Origin of the sequence: Shewanella litorisediminis, assembly GCF_016834455.1 — a bacterium.
GTDB classification, from domain to species: Bacteria; Pseudomonadota; Gammaproteobacteria; order Enterobacterales; family Shewanellaceae; genus Shewanella; species Shewanella litorisediminis.
Genome location: NZ_CP069213.1, coordinates 2,206,832 through 2,227,088, shown reverse-complemented (window position 1 = coordinate 2,227,088; position 20,257 = coordinate 2,206,832). Strand labels below are relative to the sequence as shown.

The following is a 20,257-nucleotide window of genomic DNA, read 5'->3' as shown; positions in this document are numbered from 1 at the left end:
AAACCAGGATGAAATTGATCAAATGGATCTTCGCTGGCATCGCTGCGATTGCCGTCTTAGTAGTGCTCTACATTACCCTGATATTTGACCCCAACGATTTTAAGCCCATGCTGGTGGATGCGGTGAAAAAGCAGACTGGCAGGGATTTGGTTATCGAAGAACCGCTGTCATGGCAGTTTTTCCCCTCAATCGGCATACGTCTGGCCGGTGTGAGTCTGTCCAATCCTGAAGGCTTTAAAGAAGCCCACATGGTGGCGGTGAAAGAGGTGATTGCCGAGGTTAAACTCTTGCCTCTGCTTAGCCGGGATGTGCAAATAGATCAGTTGAGCCTGGATGGAGCCAAGTTAACCCTGGTCACCACCAAGCAGGGCAAATCAAGCCTCGATGGGCTCACCGGAAAAGCCGCATCAGCGGATAAACCGGCCGATCCCAAACAGGGCGCCGGGCTTAATACCATCAGCATTGGTGGCATTAACATCAGCGATACCAGCATTACTCTGATTGATGAAGCCGCAGGCAGCAGCCAAACCTTTACCCTGGCATCATTGACGCTGGGAGAGTTTACCCCCGGCAAAGCCGCTCCTTTGGCTTTTGCCTTTGGCGCCGATTTGCCTGACATGAAGGTGAACGGTGAAGGTGAAGCGACGCTGACGGTGAGTGAAGCTCTCAATGCCTTGTCGCTTGCCGGATTGAATTTGGAGGTAAAGGCCCAAGGCGACTCGCTGCCAAAGGGCACAGTCACAGTGGCGTTTGCCGGTGGCGTTGATGTGGCACTGGAAGCCAAAACCGCCAAACTCAGTGTTGAGAAGCTTTCTGTGCTGGATATAGAAGGTAAAGGCGCCATCTCGGCCAATTACGGCAAAAAAGTCCCCTTTGTGGATGTTGAGCTTGCCTTTGGCGCCATCGATGTAGACGCCATTCTTGGCACCGATAACTCCGATGCCAAGGCCGAAACGGCTGCACCGGCCGCAGCGCAGAAAGAGCCGGATTTGTCCGGGCTGAATTCGGTTGATGCCAAACTCAAGCTGGACATTGCTGCCGTGAAAGTGGCTGGCCTTTCCACCGCTGACTGGGCACTGAGAGCCAATCTTTCCGGTGGGGTTCTGAAGGTCGATGAACTTAAGGCATCCCTCTATGGTGGCAAGGTTGGCGCCAGCGCAACACTCGACGGTCGTAAAGTCCCCGCTGTTTATAGCTTTAACAAAGCCATTACCGGGGTACAGATATTGCCGCTGCTTAAAGATGCTGCAGACGTCGACCTCCTCGCAGGTACTGCCAACTTCGATATTCAGGGTAAGGGCGCGGGCTTACTGGCAGACAGTATCAAGCGCAACCTCAACGCCAACGGTAAGTTTGAAGTGGCCGACGGCGCACTCTATGGTGTGAACGTGCCACAGATGATCCGTGATGCGCAGGCCAAGCTAAAAGGTGACTTGAATGCCGCCGCTGGTGGTGAAGAGAAGAAAACCGACTTCTCCAGCCTGACTGGCTCATTAACTATTGCAGCAGGCAAAGCCAACAATCCCGATTTGCTGATGTTGTCTCCATTGCTTCGCATTTCGGGGCAGGGCGGTGCAGATCTGATGGCCGAAACCCTCGACTATAAGTTGGCGACCAAGGTAGTGGGGTCTCTCGAGGGGCAGGGTGGCGACACGGCGTTGGCGGGCATCGAAATCCCGCTGGCGATTACCGGCAGCTTTACCGAGCCCAAGTTTGCCCTTGATACAGAGGCTTTGCTGAAAGGACAGCTGAAAGGTGAGACCGATAAGCTCAAAGACAAACTGAAAGACTCTTTGTTCAAAAAGCTTGGAGGTAATCAATGAAGCTGCCACTGTTGATTCTGAGCTTGCTGTTTGGCGCTGGTTGCGCCGAAGCGGTTGTTACGCCGGCCAATGCGAATGCCAACCTAAGTCACCAGCCAAACGGGCTAAAGGAACACGCCATGAACATGCCACTCACGGGTGAATTGAGCATAGAAGGGACGGATAAGCGCGGTAAGCTGACGGTTGCTCTCACTGTGACTCATCAAGGTCAAAGTGAAATTACCGCCCATTTTACTTCAGGAATGGGGGCCGATCTTTGGCTTAAAGATAGGGATAATCGCAGAGTGTGGGCCTGGTCGCAGGAGATGATGTTTACTCAGGCGTTGAGAGAAACCCAGATCTTCCCCGGTCAGGTGTTGACCTATAAGTTTGCTGTTCCACAGCCAGCGTTGTCCAGCTGTCTGGGCCCCTGTCGATTCGAGGCCATCTTTGCCGGGACTACGGCTGGACGCACCCCACTGATGGCGCCTGTCGTTATGGATGTGTCAGGATTGGCGGTGCCAGTTATACTCCCACGCCAATGATGGGCGTCAGCGGCTTTAACTAAGTCATATTTAATTGGTAAAAAGGAGCGACCGAGTCGCTCCTTTATATTTTCAGCAATAAGCTTTCAGTCATAAGACTTCCAGTCTTAAGCTTTCAGCCATAAACCACCGGCTTGATTATGTGGTTATCATTAATGATGTTTATTCCTTTCAAATAGCCAATTTATCCCAATCAGTCTTCTTGCCATAAAGAGCGGGTTGGCAAGTCATTTTCGCGTTAACTCAACACCTTTACCATAAGTGCCTGTGTCGCTGTATATGGCATATGTCGTTGGCGGGCATGCAGCTGAATTTTCATACTTCATTTTTGCCCATGTACCGAAGCGCTTTGGCTTGCGTACCTTCGTTTATGGAGAGGCAGGATTAGAGTACGCAGCCAGACAAGCTGCAACCCCCTGGTTCAGGACGGCTAAAGGGCTCACTTGGTTAGCGCTATAAATTGTTCGGATGCTGTTTATCACGACCAATAAAAAAGCAGCCAGTGGCTGCTTTTTTATTGGGAAGGCATGGATTACTGCAGCATCACAGTCAGGGTCTGTCCGGGCTGCAGGGCACTGCTCGAGAGTTGATTCCAGCTCATCAACTCGGAGATTTTTACCTTAAACTTTTGGGCAATCAACGACAGAGAGTCGCCGCGTTTTACTTTATATGTGGTCGAACGCGTGTTCGCGACCGCTTTGGAGCCCGGCCATACAGTGAGCACCTGCCCATTGCGGATAACGGCTTTTTGACCCAGAGCATTCCATTTTTGCAAATCATCCACGCTGACACCGTGGGCCTGGGCGATTTTCCACAGACTGTCGCCGGGTTTCACTTTATAGCGTTGTTTTGGGGTTACCGATGCCACTTGCACTGCAGAGCTTGTGCGACCATTGGCGGGGACCACCAGTTCCTTGCCGGCAATCAGCTGATTGTTCTTCATCTGATTCACCTGCTTTAGCACCTGAGGTGTTGTACCGAACTGGCGGGCAATCACGCTCAGGCTATCGCCGCGCTTGATCTGGTATCTGGCCCATTGCACTCGCTGATCCTGTGGGGTTTGCGCCAGTGCCACGACAAAATCCGGCGCCATGGAAACAGGCACAACCAAGCGGTGGGGACCTTTGGGAGCCGTGGCCCATTGCTTGAATCCGGGGTTCAATGCCTTAAGTTCACTGATACTCAATCCTGCCAGATCAGCGGCCAAGGCAAGTTCAATCTGGCTGCCTATTTCTACCACGTCGATAACAGGTTCGTTTTTGATAGTAGGTAGGGCTACGCCATATTTATCGGCGTGCTTTACCACATCGGCAAGCGCCAGCAGATTGGGAACATAATTACGGGTTTCCCGAGGCAGCTTTAATGCCCAGATGTCAGTGGGCTTGCCCACTTTTTCATTATGCCGTACCGCACTCAATACCCGGCCTTCGCCGCTGTTATAGGCTGCAATGGCATAGTGCCAGTTGTTGCCGGTGCGATCGTACAGGTACTCCAGAAAATCGGCTGCCGCTTTAGTGGAAGCTACCACATCGTTGCGGCCGTCATACCACCAGTTCATCTTGAGCCCGAAATATCGGGCCATGGGTGGAGTTAACTGCCATAAGCCAGACGCACTGGCGTGGGATATGGCGTCAGCATCAAAGGCACTTTCGATGGCGGGCAACAGTGCCAGTTCCAGCGGCAATCCGCGTCGGTCGAGTTCATCGACTATCAGGTACAGGAATGGCTCGGCTCGACTGAACACCTGCTCAAGGTGCCGTGGATTCGCCAGCAGCTTCTGTCGGAAAGGCGCGACGTAGGCTTCATTTGGGGCATCCCAGAGCATACCTTCCTGTAAACGTTGCCACAGATCCCGCACTTCAACGACCTGCTCCTGAGGCGTGGGATCGGGTTTGGCGACGATTTCGGAGATCGAATGGATGTTAGTCTCGTCGTCGGTTGGTGCGTCCCCATTGGAGATCAGCTGACAGCCGGAAAGCAGCAGTAAGCTGCCGGCAAAAAAGTAATTAATGTTTCGCATGAAAACAGGCAAACCCTCGTTATTTTTTATGTTTTATGCCGTTCCCGCAGTTGTTCGGGCGCACATTCGCCGGGGAGGCGACGCAGTCATTCCATGTCATTAGCAAAATGGCCGACATAGTAGCGCAAAAGTTAAAAATTGTCTTTCCAACGGCGCAAAAGGGCGAGGCAAGTCACCTCATCCGCGACTTTTTGTCCTGCATGTTGTGCTACGGCGGTCTTTACCGCTGCCTGGTTCACCCTCAGAAAAGGGTTGATTGCCTTCTCTGTCCCAAGCGTGCTCGGCAGCGAAGGCTGGTTGGCTTCACGGAGTCCCTTAATCTGCTCGACGTAGTCATGAAGGCACTGGTTGTGTGGTTCCACTGCCAGCGCAAAGCGCAGGTTGGAGAGCGTATACTCGTGGGCACAATAAACCCGCGTGTCATCTGAAAGGGCAGATAATTTCGCCAACGAGTCGTAAAGCTGACTCGCATCACCCTCAAACAATCGGCCACATCCGCCGCTGAACAGGGTATCTCCACAAAACAGGGCGTTGTCGACCACAAAGGCGAGGTGGTCCAGGGTGTGGCCTGGTACCGACAATACCCTGATGGGGCTGGACAGACCGGAGATCTCGACCGTGTCGCCGTCCCGGCAGGGAATGTCACTGTAGAGGGAGGTCACAGCGCCGTAGACGGTAAAATCTTGCCCATTCGCCCTGGCCCAATCCCTCAGCTCACTGATGCCACCATTGTGATCGCCGTGGTGATGGGTCAAAAGCACTGCAGTTAACGAGAGGTTCAAGCGTTGGAGCGTGTTTATCACAGGCCCGGCTTCACCAGGGTCGACCACAACCGCACCGCCATCTGGCAGTTCAATCATCCAAATGTAGTTGTCCGCAAAAGCGGGAATGGGGCGAATATTCAACATGCTTTGGCTCTTGGGGTGAAAAATGCTGGCGTGAGTGTGTCACGTCGGCGTAATTAAAGTACAGTGAAAATCCATTAATGGATGAGGGTGAGATGAGCCCTGTATTGGGGAGACCTTTGGTGCAATGGGTAAATGATTTAAGGTATGCTACTGCCATGTTTAGGCTTTTTATCGAGCGCCCATGACAGTTACGCCGACCCCTTGGCAGGCCTTACCAGCCCATCCTCAGCTGCAGGCGGCTGTTGAAAACAACCTGAATGCCTGGTGGCCAAAGGTGTTTGGCTATCATTTACTGAAACTCGGTGCTTTTTCATCGGCAGTCGACAGCAGAGGCTGCAATATCAGCCATCAAATCTCCCTGGACAGCGCCCCCGGCGCAGGTGTGCAGGCGGATTTCCATCAGTTGCCCTTTCAAAACGCCTGTATTGATGCCGTGCTCATGAGTTTGCTTTTGGAATTTGAAGAGGACCCTTACCGGATATTGCGTGAAGCAGACCGGGTACTCATCAGCGGCGGCTATTTATTTATTGTCGGTTTTAACCCCTTGAGCAGCCTGTTTCTGGGGAAATTATTGCCCTCTTTTCGACAGCGGGCCCCCTGGCATGGTCATTTCTTTCTGCCTTCACGGGTTCGGGACTGGCTCAGCGTTCTTGGTTATCAGGTGATAAGTGATGAGCGCTTTTTCTATCACCCGTTAATCGGCGATCCGAACAGATTCGGGTTTTGGCAGGATGTTCTTCGCGCCTGGCTTCCCGGCGCCGGCAGCCTTTATGTGCTTGTGGCACGTAAGGTGGATATCCCCCTGACACCAGTTGCGAATAAGTGGAAAGTCACCCAACCCAAGTGGTCTACCGCGGCCACAGCAGGGCGTGCTGGCCGGGTTGCCGGAGCGAACGAGCAATGAAAATGACCCTCAGGCAGCTTGAGGTCTTTGAAGCCATTGCCCGTGCGGGGCAGGTGAGTAAAGCCGCCCAATGGCTTGGGATGACGGGACCCGCGGCCTCTATGGCGCTTTCTGAGCTTGAAAAACAGCTTTCAGTGAGACTCTTTGAACGTGTCGGCAACCGCCTCAGACTCAACGCTCAGGGCGCACAATTGCTGCCACTGGCCACCGAGCTTCTGGCCCAGGCATCAAGGGTTGAAACCTTGTTTAGTGCCAGCGGAACCGTACTTGCCGGTGAGCTTAAAGTCGGTGCCAGTACCACCATTGGCAATTTTTTGTTGGCCAAAGCCGCGGTGGCTTTCGGTCAGCAACATCTGGATGCTCTGGTGGACGTGTCAATCCACAATACCTCTGCTGTTATAGAGCAGGTCGCTAACTTTGAGGTGGAGCTTGGCTTCATTGAAGGGCATTGTGTGGATCGCAGACTGGATGTCAGTGCCTGGCATCAGGATCACTTGTGTGTGTTTTGTCATCCGGCGCACCCTCTTGCGGGCACCAGGGTTTCGGTGGATGAACTCAGGCAGCAGCACTGGGTGCTGAGGGAAGAAGGCTCAGGGACCCGGGAACATTTCGTCAATGCGGCCCATGCACTTGGGCTGCATCCCGAGGCGCGGTTTTGTTTTTCCACCGCCGACGCCATCAAACTGGCGGTAAAACAGGGCGCCGGACTTGGCGTATTATCTGAGCTAGCGCTTGAACGGGAACTGGTACGCCGAGAGCTGGCTTTGATTGAGGTTGCCGGACTTTCCATCACCCGGCCTTTCTTTTTAATCCGCCACAAAAGCCGTCAACCCACGGCGCTTGCCAATGCATTTGTGACGTTTTGCCGGAATTTTTTCAACATTCAGGACAGGCCGGAGGGATAGCGGCTACGCGCCGCCGAGCCCATGGGTATGACAACTGAGTTTCAGGGCTGATAGCCCTCGTCGATTTGGGTGGGCTTGGCTTCGGCCGCTTCCCGGGCCAGGGTATCGCAGCGTTCGTTTTCAGTGTGGCCCGCGTGGCCCTTTACCCAGCGCCAATCCACATTGTGTTTGGCCGCGGCAGCGTCGAGGCGTTGCCACAGATCCACGTTCTTGACCGGTGTTTTACTGGCAGTTACCCACCCCTTTTTTTTCCAGCCATGGATCCATTCGGTAATACCCTGACGCATATACTGGCTGTCGCTGGTGAGGATCACATTGCAGGGCTCTTTAAGACTTTCCAATGCCACTATGGGGGCCAGCAGCTCCATGCGGTTGTTGGTTGTCAGGGCAAAACCATCCGCCAGTTCCTTGCGGTGCTGCTTATAGATCATGACCACGCCGTATCCACCGGGACCGGGGTTACCCAGACAGGAGCCGTCGGTGTAGATGCGGATCTGTTTCAGTTCGCTCATCAAGTTGTTACCATAGTCAGAATTCCCGGCGAGTATAACCGTTTTTTGCCTCCTAAAGGCCAGAATTACCTATGAATATCATTTCAAACGCCGAAAGGCAGATCATCCTCGATACCGAAACCACAGGTATGAATCAGGGCGCCGGTGCCGTTTATCTCGGCCACAGGATCATCGAAATTGGCTGTGTGGAAGTGGTCAACCGACGCTTAACCGGGCGCACCTTCCATCAATATATCAATCCAGGTCAGGCGATTGATGAAGAAGCCATCGCGGTGCACGGCATTACCAACGAACGGGTGGCAGGCGAACCCCGATTCCATGAAATCGTTGGCGGGTTTCTGGAATTTATCCGTGGGGCCGAACTGGTGGCGCATAACGCCTCGTTCGATATGAGCTTTATCAATCATGAGTTTTCGATGTTGGTGCCTCAGGGACCCAAAGTTGAAGACATCTGCACCGTGCTTGACTCCCTTGCCATTGCCAAGTATCTGCACCCGGGGCAGAAAAACAACCTCGATGCGCTCTGTAAGCGCTACGGTATCGACAACACCCGCCGGACTTACCACGGCGCTTTGCTCGATGCCGAGATCCTGGCTGATGTCTATCTGGTGATGACGGGCGGCCAGACCAAGTTTAATTTGAACGCCGATGAAGGTTCTCAGGAGCAGGGGGGGATTATCCGACTGGATACCAATCGCCCCAGCCTTAAAGTTGTCAGAGCCACGGCCGATGAACTGGGTAACCATGAAAAACGGCTTGATTTGGTAGGCAAATCGGGCAAATGCCTCTGGCGGGGATAATCACCTTGTTGAAAGCCTTGCAACTGTTACTGTTGTTTGTGCTGGCCTGTGTACAGGCCATGCCCGTGCTTGCTGATGTCGTGCCTAAAGAGCAGGCGCGGGAGCTTAAAAACCGTTTTCGCATCGACCATATGGTGGAGAGTCTGACGCTGGTGATTCAGCGTGACTACGGCAGTGCACCCGTGGTGATTGTGTTGCCCGATGGCAGTAAATGGTACGCCTCCAGGCACCCAGAAACAGTTAAATGGACCGACGGGGTGACCGGCGACATTATTTCCATCGAGAATCCGCAGCCCGGCCCCTGGCAGTTGGTGGGTAAGGTGTCCAAGGGCTCAACGCTGTACATGTTAAGTAAGCTCTCGGTGGAGATAGACCCCTTACCACAGCCCCTGTTTCAGGGGGAACGCATAAAAATCACCGCCCGACTCATGGGAGATGAACAGCGTATCAGAATGCCGGGTTTGGATTATCTGGTAGAGTGGGTGGCCCGATTTGTGAGCGATCATCAGCCAGGGGATGAAAACTTTGCCGCCGGTACTTTGACTGTGGGCAGCTACAAAGATGACGGTGAAGGTTTGGATGAAAGGCCCGATGACGGCATATTTACCGGCACCATTAACCTGAATCAACCCTGGGGCCATTACAAGTTCACTGTTCAGGCTCGAAACAATGTCTTCGAACGTGAAGAAGAAATGGCGGTCATCCTCTCCAAACATCCGATCAGTCTTCAGCTTATTGAACCGGATGACCCGCTCACGTCGCCCTATCGTATGAGTGTCAGCATCGATGCCGAATCACTGCAACTTGCTGAAACCCATCTTGAGCTGGAATTGGTTGGCCCTGCGGGACTCCAGCTGCCAATTACGTTTTCAGGACTCACAGAAGGGCAAAATGAATTTTTGCTCCCGGAAGTACATGAGTTCGGCAGCTATCGCATTAAAGGTGAAGCGTTTTCTACCACTGTGACCGGCCGTGAGATTGTCCTGAGTTTGCCGGAAAAATTCTTTAATCTCATCGAGCCACCAGCTCCGCCTCCCAATCCGGAGGAAATTGCTGCCCGGGAAGCGGCAATTGCCGCTGCCGAGGAGGCCAAGGCCAAAGAAAGTGCCATGATGGTCATCATTGGCGTTAACCTGGTGTTACTGCTGCTGGGCATAGTCGCAATCATTTTCTGGCGTAAACGTCAGGCATTGAAAAAAGCCCTTGAGGCAGCAGCTCTTGAGGCCGCCAATCAGGACAAATCATCCAAATCCATGAAAGAAACCTTGGACGACATCGACTTGACCCTGCCAGAAGACTAAGGGTGAAGCGTGGCAATAGCACTGGTTGAAATTTGAGCTAATGGTTTGAAGTGAAAAGCAGATCTATTGACCAAGCTAAAATGTTGCGGGTATGATTCGCGCATCAATTGGGGAGCGGTAGTTCAGTTGGTTAGAATACCGGCCTGTCACGCCGGGGGTCGCGGGTTCGAGTCCCGTCCGCTCCGCCAATGTCAGAAGAAGCTTCGCTAGAAATAGCGGGGCTTTTTTGTTTTTACGTCTCATACTTTTAATATCACGGTCCGTGACCGTGACCATCTCGTGACCAGTGGGTGACTCAAACCCACGCTTTAATCGCTGCCTCTCAGTGTATCGGTGTTTCATCAAGATCTTGGTCTTAATTTTGAGGAAGAGGTCAAAGCATCAGAGTAGAGTCGAGTATTAGCCAAAAAATTCGGTCTACATTAGGCGTTGTTGATTAAATCTTTTTGAACCATTTCAGGCGCCGGTGATCAGATCTTTCAGCACAGACTGACAGAGTCATCATCATGGGTAAAGCCAAGCACAAAATCATTAACTGGCCTGAGTACAACCAGAGTTTGCGCAATCGCGGTTCATTGACCTTTTGGATGGATGACGCAGCCATTAAGGGCTGGTTATGCCATCAGCATCATGGTGGTCGGGGGCGCGGTTTTCAGTTTACTGACCATGCGATTGAAGTCGCTCTGATGCTGAAAAGCGTTTTTGGCTTGTCGTTGCGCGCCACAGAGGGGTTCATTAATTCCTTGTTTAAGCTGATGGATGTTCCCTTGACCTCACCGGACTATAGCTGCCTCAGCAAGCGAGCTAAAACCGTGAAAATTGCCTACCGATCGCCGAGTCATGGCGCGATTGCCCATGTCGTTATCGATGCCACAGGCTTGAAAATCTTTGGCGAAGGCGAATGGAAAATCCGTAAGCATGGCAAAGAAAAGCGCCGCGTTTGGCGCAAGCTGCATTTGGCCGTCGATGCCCAAACACATGCCATTATTGCGGCGGAAGTCAGTCTTGATAGCGTCGGCGACAATGAAGTGCTGGGCACCTTACTCAAGCCGCTGCGTCGTCGCATAGAGCAAGTCTCTGCCGATGGCGCATATGACACCAAAGCCTGCCACAAGCTACTTAAAAATAAAGGGATAAAAGCAGTGATACCGCCGAGGTCGAATGCGGGCTACTGGTCCAAAGACCATATTCGCAATGAGGCCGTGGATGCACTTAAAGCAGGTAGCTTATCTGACTGGAAGCAGCAACATCACTACGGTAAAAGGTCGCTGGCGGAAACCGCAATGTACCGATACAAACAGCTGATAAGCCCGACCCTGACGCTGCGAGACTACAACGCCCAGGTTGGCGAAGCCTTAGCTGGAGTTAAGGCCATGAACAAAATGCTGAGCTTGGGAATGCCTTCAAGGGGCGCTGGTCGTTAAACCAAGCAAGACCTTGGGGCAGTTGCTATCCGCGCAATGATTTGATCAACAACGCCCCTCTACATTGCACTACAATGACACTGTTGCCATGTCATTGGGTTTCTGGTTAATATGCAGGGCGATGTGGAATGTATTTTATTGAATTTTAATGTATTAATTGAGGTGGAACATGTCATTACGGTCGTTATTTTACGTTTTTGCGTTTCTCGCGGCTGGTTGTAACATACAATCAACTGAAGTAGGTACTTCGTATGTCTATGAGTCATCTGGTTATAAACAGTGCGAAAATAATTCGTCCTCTATTAATGTGTCAGCGCAAAAACTGGTATCAGAAGGAATTAACGTAACATCAAAACAATGTGGTGAATTAACCCAGACAGCGATGATATCAGTTTGTGGTGCACCGACTGCGGACATCAATATTTTAGCCATAGCGCAAGTCGATACGGATAAAGCCCTGACTTTGGGTTTTTTAGAACTTTCATCGCTGAAGAAAGATTCTGAAGATGATGGGTACATTATTAAAGAATGTCTCTAGTGGAAGCTTAATAACCTCTGTGATGAAGGTTAATTGTATTAGTCGTGACTTGATCTGACAACGGCACCCCAAAATCGGGTAACTGTCAGATCAGGTCTGAGCTAGTACACTGAAACAGCAATGCAGCTCGCCTGACACATGATGCGCTTGAACGGCTTTCAGTTGGGGGGGGAGGACTGGACGGAGGCAAAAATGAAAACGTTTTTTTATGCGGCTAACTTGATGATGTTGATGTTTGCCGGTAACGCCGCTGCTAACGTGATAGTGGACCCCCAAGGGGTGGATGAAAAGCAGTATGCCTATGATTTACAGCAGTGTACCGCGCTGTCGACTCAGGTTGAAAAGCGGGAAGGCTCTTCCGGTGGCATTTTAAGAGGCGCGGTTAAGGGCGCAGCAGCAGGCGCGGTAATCGGTGGTGTGACCGGTGGCAGTGGCTCTGATGGCGCCAAAACCGGCGCGGGTATTGGTATTGCTGGTACCCTGCTGAAGAAAGGCGCCGAGCGGCGGCGAATTGAAGAGGAATACGAGTACGAGAAGGATCAGGTTCTTAAGTCTTGTATGATAAACAGAGGATACAAGGTGCTGAATTGAAAATAGATTTAGCAGGCTGACTTAATGGTGTTTACTCGCGCTGGCAATGGGTTAAAAGGAAGCTCAGCATAAGCTGGCCAGGCAGTAAACAGGGTTACAGCAGCATTTAGATGTATTTCATACCGATATTATGGAGAGATGGATATGAAACACTATACAAAAGGTTTGGTTCTGGCAGCTTCTCTTGGGGTGATAAACTTCGCGGTTGCCGATACGGACGATGTGGACAAAATTGCCCGTGAGCTGGCTAACCCCAACACTACCCTCGGTTCTTTGTCGTTTAACTTTGATTACATTACCTACGAAGGTGACCTGCCCAACGCTGATGATCAGGGTAACTTTCAGGTCAGTTTCCAGCCTATTCTGCCAATACCAATCTCGGCGGGTACCAACCTGTACATTCGCCCTAATTTCCAGTTTATAAGCGACAGGCCTATTTATGATGCTGGATCGAATGACTTCCGCGATGCCGACTTTGGTATGGGGGACATTGGATTCGACGTGGCGTTGGGCCATAGCTTTTCAAACGGTATAGTATTGGCTGGTGGTATTGTGGGTACCATGGATACCGCAACCGAAAAAGAACTGGGTAATGACCAATGGCTTTTGGGGCCTGAGTTGGCCGTAGGTTACGTTCAAAAATGGGGTGTTGTTGGTTTGTTGGTGACCCATCAGTGGGATATCGGTGGCGCTAACGATAAGGATACCAGTATCACCGGTGGTCAATATTTTTACACCTTTAACCTGGGACAAGGCTGGCAAATCAGCGCGTCGCCATCGTGGAGCTACAACAATGAAGCAGACTCAGGTAACAAGTTTACCCTGCCGCTTGGCATAGGCGTTGCCAAAACCACCAAGTTAGGTAATACCCCGATTAAATTTGGCTTCCAGTATTGGAATTACATTCAGAACGCAGACCCCTTTGGGCCTGAGCAGCAATTCCGCTTTACTGTGACACCGGTTGTGCCCCTGCCTTGGTAATTTATGGCTAATAGCGCAGCTCACAGTTGAAAGAAGGGGGGCAGCCAGTGCTGCCCCCTTTCGACTTTCAGGGCTGGCGTTTTGGTATTAACGGCTGGCGTTTTAGTTTTCAGAACAGGCGTTTTGGGGGAAGCTTATAACCTTTCATTTAATAGTTGCGCTGTTTCAGCGAGCGTTCAATGCGTTTGAGTCAGGCGCGCAGATACGCGCTGAATGAATCAACCTATTGATGAAGTTGATATTAGATCCCGCTGGCAGGGCTGCTGAAGTACAATATTGTTGTTCTGTTTTTTTTAATTTTCCAACCTAAATATGAGGTGGTATATGTCGTCACGGTCACTCTATTGTGTTTTGTTGGTTTTTGCAGCGGGCTGCAATATTCAGTCTGGCGAAGTCACAACATCGTACGTATATGAGTCTTCCGGATTTAAGCAGTGCGAAAACAACCGCTCTTCTATAAACGCATCGGCGCAAAAACTGCAGCAGCAAGGGGTGAAAGTGATTTCAACTCAATGTGGCGAATTAACCGAGATTGCGATGATGGCGGTTTGCGGTGCCCCTACCACAGACATCAACATACTGGGCATTGCATCAAGTGATATGGATAAGGCGCTGTCGTTGGGCTTTACTGCGATTTCATCACTGAAATCAGCAGATAGTGCCGGGTATGTTACCAAGGCGTGCAACTGATCTGTTTATGCCCTAAGGCCCGCGGACCCGAGGACACGATCTGTTTACACTTGGGTTAAGCTGTCGGGTCTATGGCTGCACGGCAGGCTGCTGCTTGTGCTGAGTGATAATAATATAACTGACAGTGGGCCGGAAAGCCCGCTGAGCTGAGTAAACATGAGCCGATGCGGGCATCAGCTGTACTTTCAGCCCTGTATCGGCCATGGCCTGTAGCCGACTCAGAGGGCATTGTCATTGGGGAATTGTCATTGGGGAATTGTCAGTGAGCATTGAAGTGATAGGCCCTGCAGATTGCGGGGGTGGCGGTGATACCTAGTTCGCTAACGGGGCAATTTTGACGATATTTGCAGCCCGTTTGCTCAACTTGGTCAATACCAAGGTGCCATCACTGCTCATTGAAAGACTGCGATTTATCTTGATGCTTCCCCTGGCGTAAGTGGCAATTTTTGTGGACTCTTTGCCGTTCCAAAAGTAAATGGAATCGGCGTCTGGGCCTCTGGTAATGTAATAAATACCCCCATCTTTGGTTATCCAGTTGCCCCAGTCATCGGTGGCAAGATCTTCCAATACTTTGTGCTCAGAGGAGCCGTTGCTGCCGATGGTCCATAATCCGGGCATGTTTGGCTTGGTGTAATAAAGTAAGCCATCATCCCCAAACATAGCGAATTTGCCACCTTCTTGGGTGAGTTGCTTTTTGTCACCGGTGACAAAGTTGTATTGCCATATTTCCCAGTTTCCACTGCGATTACTGGAAAATAAAATCGTATTGTCATCTTTGGCCCAGACCGGGTTGCGGTATTCATAACCGTCTTGCAATAAGGTTTTCTGTTCGCCGCTGGGGATAAGCACCAGCACTATCCTGGGTTTGGCATCTGATGCCTGTAATACCGTCAGCACGCTTTTACTGTCCTTTGACCAGGCAGGCACTTCGGGGATGCCCTGTCGGTGGGTCACTTGCTGATACTGAGTGCTGTATGTGTCATTAATCCAAAGCTCAAATTCGCCGCTGCGATTTGACAGAAACGCAATATGCGCGCCATTAGGTGACAGCGCGCCGTACAGGTCCCTGCCTGATGACTCGATAAAGTCAGAGCGCCCTTCGGTGAGAATTTCAAGTTGCTCCTGCGACGCGTGCTTAACATAGGCGTAGGAATAAAGTGAGTTCAGTGTGGTGATGTTGAATGGGGTCTGATCCCGGTGTACCAGAGTTAAGGCGTTATCTTTTAGAGTGATCCGCCAATAGGCGTGTTCACCGTCCCGCATTGAGTTAAACACAATGCTTTGATCATCGAGATCCCATGTCAGCCCATGGATTGGTACTTGATCATGGGTAAGCTGATGAATGTTACCATCCAGATTGGTGGTAAACAGCTCATAGCTATGGGTGCCCTGAGCACGCACAAATGCCAGTACATCCGATGCTTTAGCCCAGGCTAATTGGGTGTCACGTTGACCTTGTTCGGGAAAGGTAATTTGGGTCGATTTTTGGGTTTCCAGATGATAAACAAAGATTGCGCTGGCACCGTTTTCTGCTGAATCCGTGTAGGCAATCAGCGCGCCGGAAGGTGACCATTCCAGTGACTTGTGAAACCGCTCCTGAACACAAGCTGTGATCCTGTTTTCTATCAGTGTGGCGAGCTCTTTTATCCACACTTCACAGTTACCTGTAGAATCAATCTTCAAATAGGCCAGTCTGCGCCCGTCCGGTGACCATGTTGGCGTGGTTTCATTGGCGGTGCTGAAACTCAGCTGCCGGAGTGTGGCCTGATTATCTTTCAGGCTTTGTATAAAGATTCTGGAAGGTTCGTTGTCCTTTACCCACATAAAGGCCAATGAGTTGCCGTCGGGGGAGATCTCGGGGGTTTCTTCGATGCCTTCAAGGTAGCTTAAGGGCTCTGGTTTGCCATATCTTATCAGGTCAGGTTTTGCTGACTCCTCCGGATTGAAATACATCATCAGCAGTAAACCAATAAGGCAGACTGCACCAAACAGGGCAAAGGGCGTCAGGTTGCGATAATGGCTTGGCTGTTGGTTATGCTCAATAACCTGGTTTGGGGTGTCTTGTGTTACTTCTGACACGGGTAATCGCAGCTGATAGCCCGACTTGGAGATGGTGCCAATGCTGTTTGTCTCGCCCTGATCGAGAATTTTTCTCAGCGCGTAAATCGCATTGGTGACTCCCCGGGAGCCAACGGCAACGTTGCCGGCCCAGATTTCCTCAATAAGGGTGCTTCTTGACACAGTGTTGTTGGTAGCAAGTACCAGTTGCATCAGTACTTCAAAGACTTTCGGTGCCAGCACCTCTTCGACAGCAGTGTCGCTTTTTTGGTCAGCACGGACAAGCTTGAGCTCATGGGTTATTACGAGCCAGTTACCTACCCGATAGTCACCGAGTTTCATCATTTCTCCAACGTTATCGCCTTTATCATATCGGCTTTTATTAATATGGAATGAGGAAATTAAGTCAACCTGTTAATCGGATTGAGATACCTTCTGATACAAAAGCAATCAGATTAAGTGGTTTAAGTTTCTGATAATAAAGTAAATGATAAAAAAATGACATGGAAGTGATTCAAATGTGATTCTTGTGGTCTTCATGCCTTGGCACTTGTTTGTTAATAAGTCGTAATCGGTGCTTGCAATGCTGTAGTACGCGCCTTCTTTACAAACTATTTAACATTTCAATGCTGAGGAACACTCTACAATGATTACTAAAATGTCACGACTCAGTGCATGCATCAGTCTTGCCTTGCTCCCTTGCTACTCCTATGCGATGCCCATCGAAGCTGCTTTTAATAAACCGGTATCCCAGCAGTTAAACCCTGCCGCTCAGGAAAGAGGCCAATACGTTGTCCTGCTGACAGGGCAGAGTCAGTGGCTGGGAGGAAATGAATCACAGATTCGTAGTCAACAAGCTCAGCTCATTCAATTCATTGAAACTATTGATGGTAGCGCAAAGGTATTGGCAGCTAGCAGCAAGTCGCTTAATTCAATACATGTTGAAATGTCAGCATCGACTTATGACAGTATAAAGAATCATCGCTTGGTGACCTCGGTTAACCGCCTCAATGACAACACCAAACAGTCGACTGAAACGGTAACGGTGAGGGAGCAGACCTCTGCCGTCGCATCGGTCGTATCAACCAATCTGGCTAAAGCACCAAAATTGTCCACCAATCCTGATGCCGGCAAGGGGACTGTCATTGCCATCATGTCAACGGGTATTGACTATACCCATGCTGCCTTGGGGGGCACAGGTACGTCAGAGGCGTATGAAGAGGCAAAAGTGAACGCCACTGCTGAATTTGATGGCTTTCCCACTGATGTTGTAATCGGAGGCCTTGACTATGCTTCCGAGTTTGGTTGGGGAGAGGATCCAAACCCACTTGATGGCGATACTATTTTTACTGACCCCTACTATGGCTCTGAATTCCCAACGGGCCGAGGCACTATGCTCGCTTCGCTTATCCATGAACAGGTGCCTGGAGCGAAATTGCTGGGTTACAAGATGGCGGGTGTTTCTGACCCATGGGGTTATGGGCCAAATGCTCGTTACCCTTCTGTCACTACCATGGCCAAGGCAATGGAAGACGCAGTAGAAAAGGGTGCTGATATCATTGTCGTTGACCAGAGTGTTTATGGCGGCCACTTTGCCGCTTACTACGATCCAAATGATCCACAAACATCTGGTGCGGTTTTTGACCATATCATGGTAAACAGTCTTGCCGCTAAAGGCGTGCTTGTTGTCGTAAGTGCAGGTTATTTCGGTGAACTTCCCACCAAATACAATGTGGGAAATTTGGGCGCCACTGCCGAATCGCTGACAGTGGGCGCAGTTGAGGCTGTAGGTGAGGGGTTAGCCACTACCAACTGGACGCCCCATGGCCCTGTTCGCGGTATTCAAACACTTAAGCCTGATATGGTGAGCTATGCCAGCGAAGAATCGGTCGCGGTCGTAGGTGGGCTTGATACAACTGTAGACGTTGCAGAAAAAGAGTTCCCTGTGGCCCGTATGGCTGCCGCCGCGGCTATCGTAAAAGCCGAACGCGGTGTGTCAGGTGTTGAGGTTAAAGCGCTGCTTACCAATACCGCTAACCATGCTATTGAGCGTGGTGACAGTGGTAAAAACGCCTCTGTAACCCAAATCGGTACTGGGGTGGAAAATCTTGAAGCAGCCCTGAGCACCTCTGTTGCCGTTTGGGAAACCAGCAGTTACCAGCCTCATCTTAAATTTGGGCAGCAATTGGTATCAAATGTCAGTCGTCATGTAAAAGAAGTTTCACTGCGAAACTACTCCAACACGGCTAAAACCTATAGCCTGGCAGTAAACATGGCTGAAGGCCGTGTCAGCAATGAAGCTATCAGTTGGACATTCCCGGCTTCGGTTACCGTTCCGGCCAATACGACCTTGTCTGTGCCGGTAGTGCTGGAAATCGATGCCGATAAACTGCCAGTGTCCCTGCTCAATAAGAGTGATGACTATAGCATTGAGGCCTGGGAACAGTTTGAAGTCAATGGTTACCTGACGTTCACCGCATCCGGTGAGCCAGAATTGAATATGGGATGGTCGGTTTACCCACGCCCGGCGGGTAAAATTCGTCGTGAGTTCAACACTTATAACGATGGTATTTGGGATTCACCAAAGCTACTGCCATGGGCAGAAGGAACCACCACGGTTAAACAGGCCTTTACCAATGTGGGCAATCACAATGCGCACATGATGGCATTACCTGTAGTGAAATCTCAGCCCACCGCTCCCGCGGGATTTGAGAACACCAAGAACGTCATGAAGCATACTGCTTCAGCTGTACTGTCAGATTCTCAGTGTGCCAGCGGTAAAAAGTATGTGTTTGCCGTGCAAATGCACGCGGGCATGGATATCGCCGTCGCGGGTCACATGGATAAGATGGGCGATATATTGACCCGTCACAGCCTGTTTTCTGAGTCTGTGGTCGACATGTACAACTTGGCTGACAGTTTTGACCCATACGTTGAGTACAATTTAACCAATGCCGACCGTGTTGCTGATATGTTCATTACTATTGATGAAAATGGCCAGCCACAGACGGTGATTACAGATTTCAGTTCTGACGATTCGTGGACGCCTTTACCTCCGAAGATCTCCTCATTGCCAACTTACTTCACCCCCGGCGGCGATACCGTTGTGGGTCAAGCATGCTTGGATGACCTTTATCACCATGAGTTGAACTCGCCTGAATCCTTTGATCAGCATTTTGCCATGGTATTTGCGACCGACCGTGACGTATTCCCCACCGCTTACGGTCCGGCAGTCATGTTTAACCCTACCAAATTCGGCCGCAAATTTATTTCCAGTGAATATGATTGGTGGACCGGCGAATACGTTGAGAAAGAGCGCTATAGCACTGCCATGATTAACATGAACCACGTAGATGCCGAAGGGGTTGAAGGCGAGCAGTGGGCATGGGAGCTTGATGTCGAAGCCGGCCAGAGCGCCATGTTGTGGGCCTTCCGCGATACCTGGTGCGCCGGCGGTGGTTTTGGTGGCTGGAGTACAACTTCAATGGATGCAGGCATCATGGCGGCCAGCCCAGGAAGCTGTAGCTATTCTGACTTCTTGCTGATGGATTTGAACAGCAACATGACGATTGCTGCCAAACAGGAAAGAGATGGCGCCACGTTGCAGCATGTGGATGCCGGTCAAGCCTTCAGCGTCGAGGAAAATGCGCCCGAGGGCACAGTTATCGGCCAGTTAACAACCAGTATTGATGGCTTCTTTGGTGAACCCAATACCGATTGGAACACAGTGGACATCGTTCAGGTTGGTGCGATTCCCGGTATGCCTGTAGCGGTTAGCAGCGACGGGGTTATCACGGTAGCCAACTCTGACGCACTGGATTATGAAACCCTGAAGTCCATGACGCTGAAAGTGCAAACTGTGCGCGGCAACATTGTTGGCACTGTCACTGAAGTGACTGTGGATCTAACCAATGTGAATGACGTCGCACCGATATTTACTGGCCCATTCGCCCCATTCGAGGCGAAAGAGGGTGAGGCTTATGAATATTCACTTGCAGGTTACTTCACTGACTCAGAAGGTGATGCGATTTCGCTCAGCGTGGCAGGCCTGCCTGCCGGATTGAGTTATGAATCAAGCACCATGCTTATCTCAGGTACACCAACTGCATCAGGCGCGTTTGTAGCGCAAGTTACAGCCTCAGATGGTGAGAACGACACCACCGCTGAGCTAACCGGCAACGTCGAGGCAAAACCATCAAGTGGTGGTGCCCTGGGCTTTGGTCTGCCATTGCTGTTGCTGGCGCTGCTGCGTCGTAAACAACAATAATTTCAGTCAGT

The 20,257-nt window shown here is 50.9% G+C and carries 16 protein-coding genes and 1 tRNA gene; 13 read left to right on the top strand and 4 right to left on the bottom strand.

The annotated features are described in order from the left end of the window. Positions 1-8 precede the first annotated feature (8 nt). Both JQC75_RS09655 and JQC75_RS09650 read left to right on the top strand, forming a co-directional pair. Positions 9-1,823 carry an AsmA family protein gene (locus tag JQC75_RS09655; RefSeq protein ID WP_203323917.1) on the top strand — a complete coding sequence of 605 codons (1,815 nt, stop codon included), beginning with the start codon at positions 9-11 and terminating at the stop codon, positions 1,821-1,823. Then, complete coding sequence (locus tag JQC75_RS09650) at positions 1,820-2,347, top strand: BsuPI-related putative proteinase inhibitor (protein WP_203323916.1); 528 nt, start codon at positions 1,820-1,822, stop codon at positions 2,345-2,347. The genes JQC75_RS09655 and JQC75_RS09650 overlap by 4 nt, the downstream gene beginning before the upstream one ends. A 532-nt stretch (positions 2,348-2,879) precedes the next feature. On the opposite strand, the gene JQC75_RS09645 is transcribed toward JQC75_RS09650, so the two are convergent. Continuing rightward, positions 2,880-4,367 carry a lytic transglycosylase gene (locus JQC75_RS09645; RefSeq protein WP_203323915.1) on the bottom strand — a complete coding sequence of 496 codons (1,488 nt, stop codon included), beginning with the start codon at positions 4,365-4,367 and terminating at the stop codon, positions 2,880-2,882. Between the two features lie 131 nt (positions 4,368-4,498). Next, positions 4,499-5,275, bottom strand: a complete 777-nt coding sequence (gene gloB / locus JQC75_RS09640; RefSeq protein ID WP_203323914.1) for a hydroxyacylglutathione hydrolase — start codon at positions 5,273-5,275, stop codon at positions 4,499-4,501. A 181-nt stretch (positions 5,276-5,456) separates the two neighbouring features. Here gloB and JQC75_RS09635 point away from each other — a divergent pair, with 181 nt between their 5' ends. Together JQC75_RS09635 and JQC75_RS09630 are read left to right on the top strand one after the other, a co-directional pair. Then, a complete protein-coding gene (locus JQC75_RS09635; RefSeq protein WP_203323913.1) occupies positions 5,457-6,179 on the top strand; it encodes a class I SAM-dependent methyltransferase in 723 nt (240 codons plus the stop codon). Continuing rightward, the gene (locus JQC75_RS09630; RefSeq protein ID WP_203323912.1) at positions 6,176-7,084 is read left to right on the top strand and encodes a LysR family transcriptional regulator; all 909 of its coding nucleotides are present in this window, start codon (positions 6,176-6,178) and stop codon (positions 7,082-7,084) included. Before JQC75_RS09635 ends, JQC75_RS09630 begins: the two co-directional genes overlap by 4 nt. A gap of 41 nt (positions 7,085-7,125) precedes the next feature. Here the strand turns inward: JQC75_RS09630 and rnhA are convergent, their stop codons facing one another. After that, the gene (rnhA, locus tag JQC75_RS09625) at positions 7,126-7,596 is read right to left on the bottom strand and encodes a ribonuclease HI (protein WP_203323911.1); all 471 of its coding nucleotides are present in this window, start codon (positions 7,594-7,596) and stop codon (positions 7,126-7,128) included. Positions 7,597-7,667: 71 nt separating this feature from the next. Between rnhA and dnaQ the strand changes: the two genes are divergently transcribed. The 8 genes from dnaQ (at position 7,668) to JQC75_RS09585 (ending at position 13,921) form a co-directional block, all read left to right on the top strand. Continuing rightward, positions 7,668-8,396 carry a DNA polymerase III subunit epsilon gene (dnaQ, locus tag JQC75_RS09620; protein ID WP_203323910.1) on the top strand — a complete coding sequence of 243 codons (729 nt, stop codon included), beginning with the start codon at positions 7,668-7,670 and terminating at the stop codon, positions 8,394-8,396. A gap of 59 nt (positions 8,397-8,455) precedes the next feature. Further along, entirely contained in the window at positions 8,456-9,697 is a 1,242-nt protein-coding gene (locus tag JQC75_RS09615; RefSeq protein WP_239002144.1) for a TIGR03503 family protein, read from the top strand. Between the two features lie 111 nt (positions 9,698-9,808). Next, positions 9,809-9,885 (top strand) — tRNA-Asp (locus JQC75_RS09610). A gap of 318 nt (positions 9,886-10,203) precedes the next feature. Next, positions 10,204-11,121, top strand: a complete 918-nt coding sequence (locus JQC75_RS09605) for an IS5 family transposase (protein ID WP_203323908.1) — start codon at positions 10,204-10,206, stop codon at positions 11,119-11,121. A 169-nt stretch (positions 11,122-11,290) separates the two neighbouring features. Next, entirely contained in the window at positions 11,291-11,659 is a 369-nt protein-coding gene (locus tag JQC75_RS09600) for a hypothetical protein (RefSeq protein ID WP_203323907.1), read from the top strand. Between the two features lie 192 nt (positions 11,660-11,851). Continuing rightward, positions 11,852-12,250, top strand: coding sequence for a glycine zipper family protein (locus JQC75_RS09595; RefSeq protein WP_203323906.1), 399 nt, complete (start codon positions 11,852-11,854; stop codon positions 12,248-12,250). Positions 12,251-12,394: 144 nt separating this feature from the next. After that, positions 12,395-13,231, top strand: coding sequence for a hypothetical protein (locus JQC75_RS09590; RefSeq protein ID WP_203323905.1), 837 nt, complete (start codon positions 12,395-12,397; stop codon positions 13,229-13,231). A 498-nt stretch (positions 13,232-13,729) separates the two neighbouring features. Then, positions 13,730-13,921: a hypothetical protein gene (locus JQC75_RS09585; RefSeq protein ID WP_203323904.1), complete on the top strand. Its 192-nt coding sequence runs from the start codon at positions 13,730-13,732 to the stop codon at positions 13,919-13,921. Positions 13,922-14,233: 312 nt separating this feature from the next. On the opposite strand, the gene JQC75_RS09580 is transcribed toward JQC75_RS09585, so the two are convergent. Further along, positions 14,234-16,321, bottom strand: a complete 2,088-nt coding sequence (locus JQC75_RS09580) for a winged helix-turn-helix domain-containing protein (protein ID WP_203323903.1) — start codon at positions 16,319-16,321, stop codon at positions 14,234-14,236. Between the two features lie 304 nt (positions 16,322-16,625). Here JQC75_RS09580 and JQC75_RS09575 point away from each other — a divergent pair, with 304 nt between their 5' ends. Further along, the gene (locus JQC75_RS09575; RefSeq protein ID WP_203323902.1) at positions 16,626-20,246 is read left to right on the top strand and encodes a putative Ig domain-containing protein; all 3,621 of its coding nucleotides are present in this window, start codon (positions 16,626-16,628) and stop codon (positions 20,244-20,246) included. The last annotated feature ends 11 nt before the right edge of the window (positions 20,247-20,257 follow it).

Excerpts from the sequence above, each read along its gene's own strand:
- dnaQ (WP_203323910.1), top strand. The coding sequence starts at position 7,668 with ATGAATATCATTTCAAACGCCGAAAGGCAGATCATCCTCGATACCGAA.
- JQC75_RS09595 (WP_203323906.1), top strand. The coding sequence starts at position 11,852 with ATGAAAACGTTTTTTTATGCGGCTAACTTGATGATGTTGATGTTTGCC.
- JQC75_RS09630 (WP_203323912.1), top strand. The coding sequence starts at position 6,176 with ATGAAAATGACCCTCAGGCAGCTTGAGGTCTTTGAAGCCATTGCCCGT.
- JQC75_RS09615 (WP_239002144.1), top strand. The coding sequence starts at position 8,456 with ATGCCCGTGCTTGCTGATGTCGTGCCTAAAGAGCAGGCGCGGGAGCTT.
- JQC75_RS09580 (WP_203323903.1), bottom strand. The coding sequence starts at position 16,321 with ATGAAACTCGGTGACTATCGGGTAGGTAACTGGCTCGTAATAACCCAT.
- JQC75_RS09575 (WP_203323902.1), top strand. The coding sequence starts at position 16,626 with ATGATTACTAAAATGTCACGACTCAGTGCATGCATCAGTCTTGCCTTG.
- JQC75_RS09605 (WP_203323908.1), top strand. The coding sequence starts at position 10,204 with ATGGGTAAAGCCAAGCACAAAATCATTAACTGGCCTGAGTACAACCAG.
- rnhA (WP_203323911.1), bottom strand. The coding sequence starts at position 7,596 with ATGAGCGAACTGAAACAGATCCGCATCTACACCGACGGCTCCTGTCTG.
- JQC75_RS09635 (WP_203323913.1), top strand. The coding sequence starts at position 5,457 with ATGACAGTTACGCCGACCCCTTGGCAGGCCTTACCAGCCCATCCTCAG.
- JQC75_RS09600 (WP_203323907.1), top strand. The coding sequence starts at position 11,291 with ATGTCATTACGGTCGTTATTTTACGTTTTTGCGTTTCTCGCGGCTGGT.
- gloB (WP_203323914.1), bottom strand. The coding sequence starts at position 5,275 with ATGTTGAATATTCGCCCCATTCCCGCTTTTGCGGACAACTACATTTGG.
- JQC75_RS09655 (WP_203323917.1), top strand. The coding sequence starts at position 9 with ATGAAATTGATCAAATGGATCTTCGCTGGCATCGCTGCGATTGCCGTC.
- JQC75_RS09650 (WP_203323916.1), top strand. The coding sequence starts at position 1,820 with ATGAAGCTGCCACTGTTGATTCTGAGCTTGCTGTTTGGCGCTGGTTGC.
- JQC75_RS09590 (WP_203323905.1), top strand. The coding sequence starts at position 12,395 with ATGAAACACTATACAAAAGGTTTGGTTCTGGCAGCTTCTCTTGGGGTG.
- JQC75_RS09645 (WP_203323915.1), bottom strand. The coding sequence starts at position 4,367 with ATGCGAAACATTAATTACTTTTTTGCCGGCAGCTTACTGCTGCTTTCC.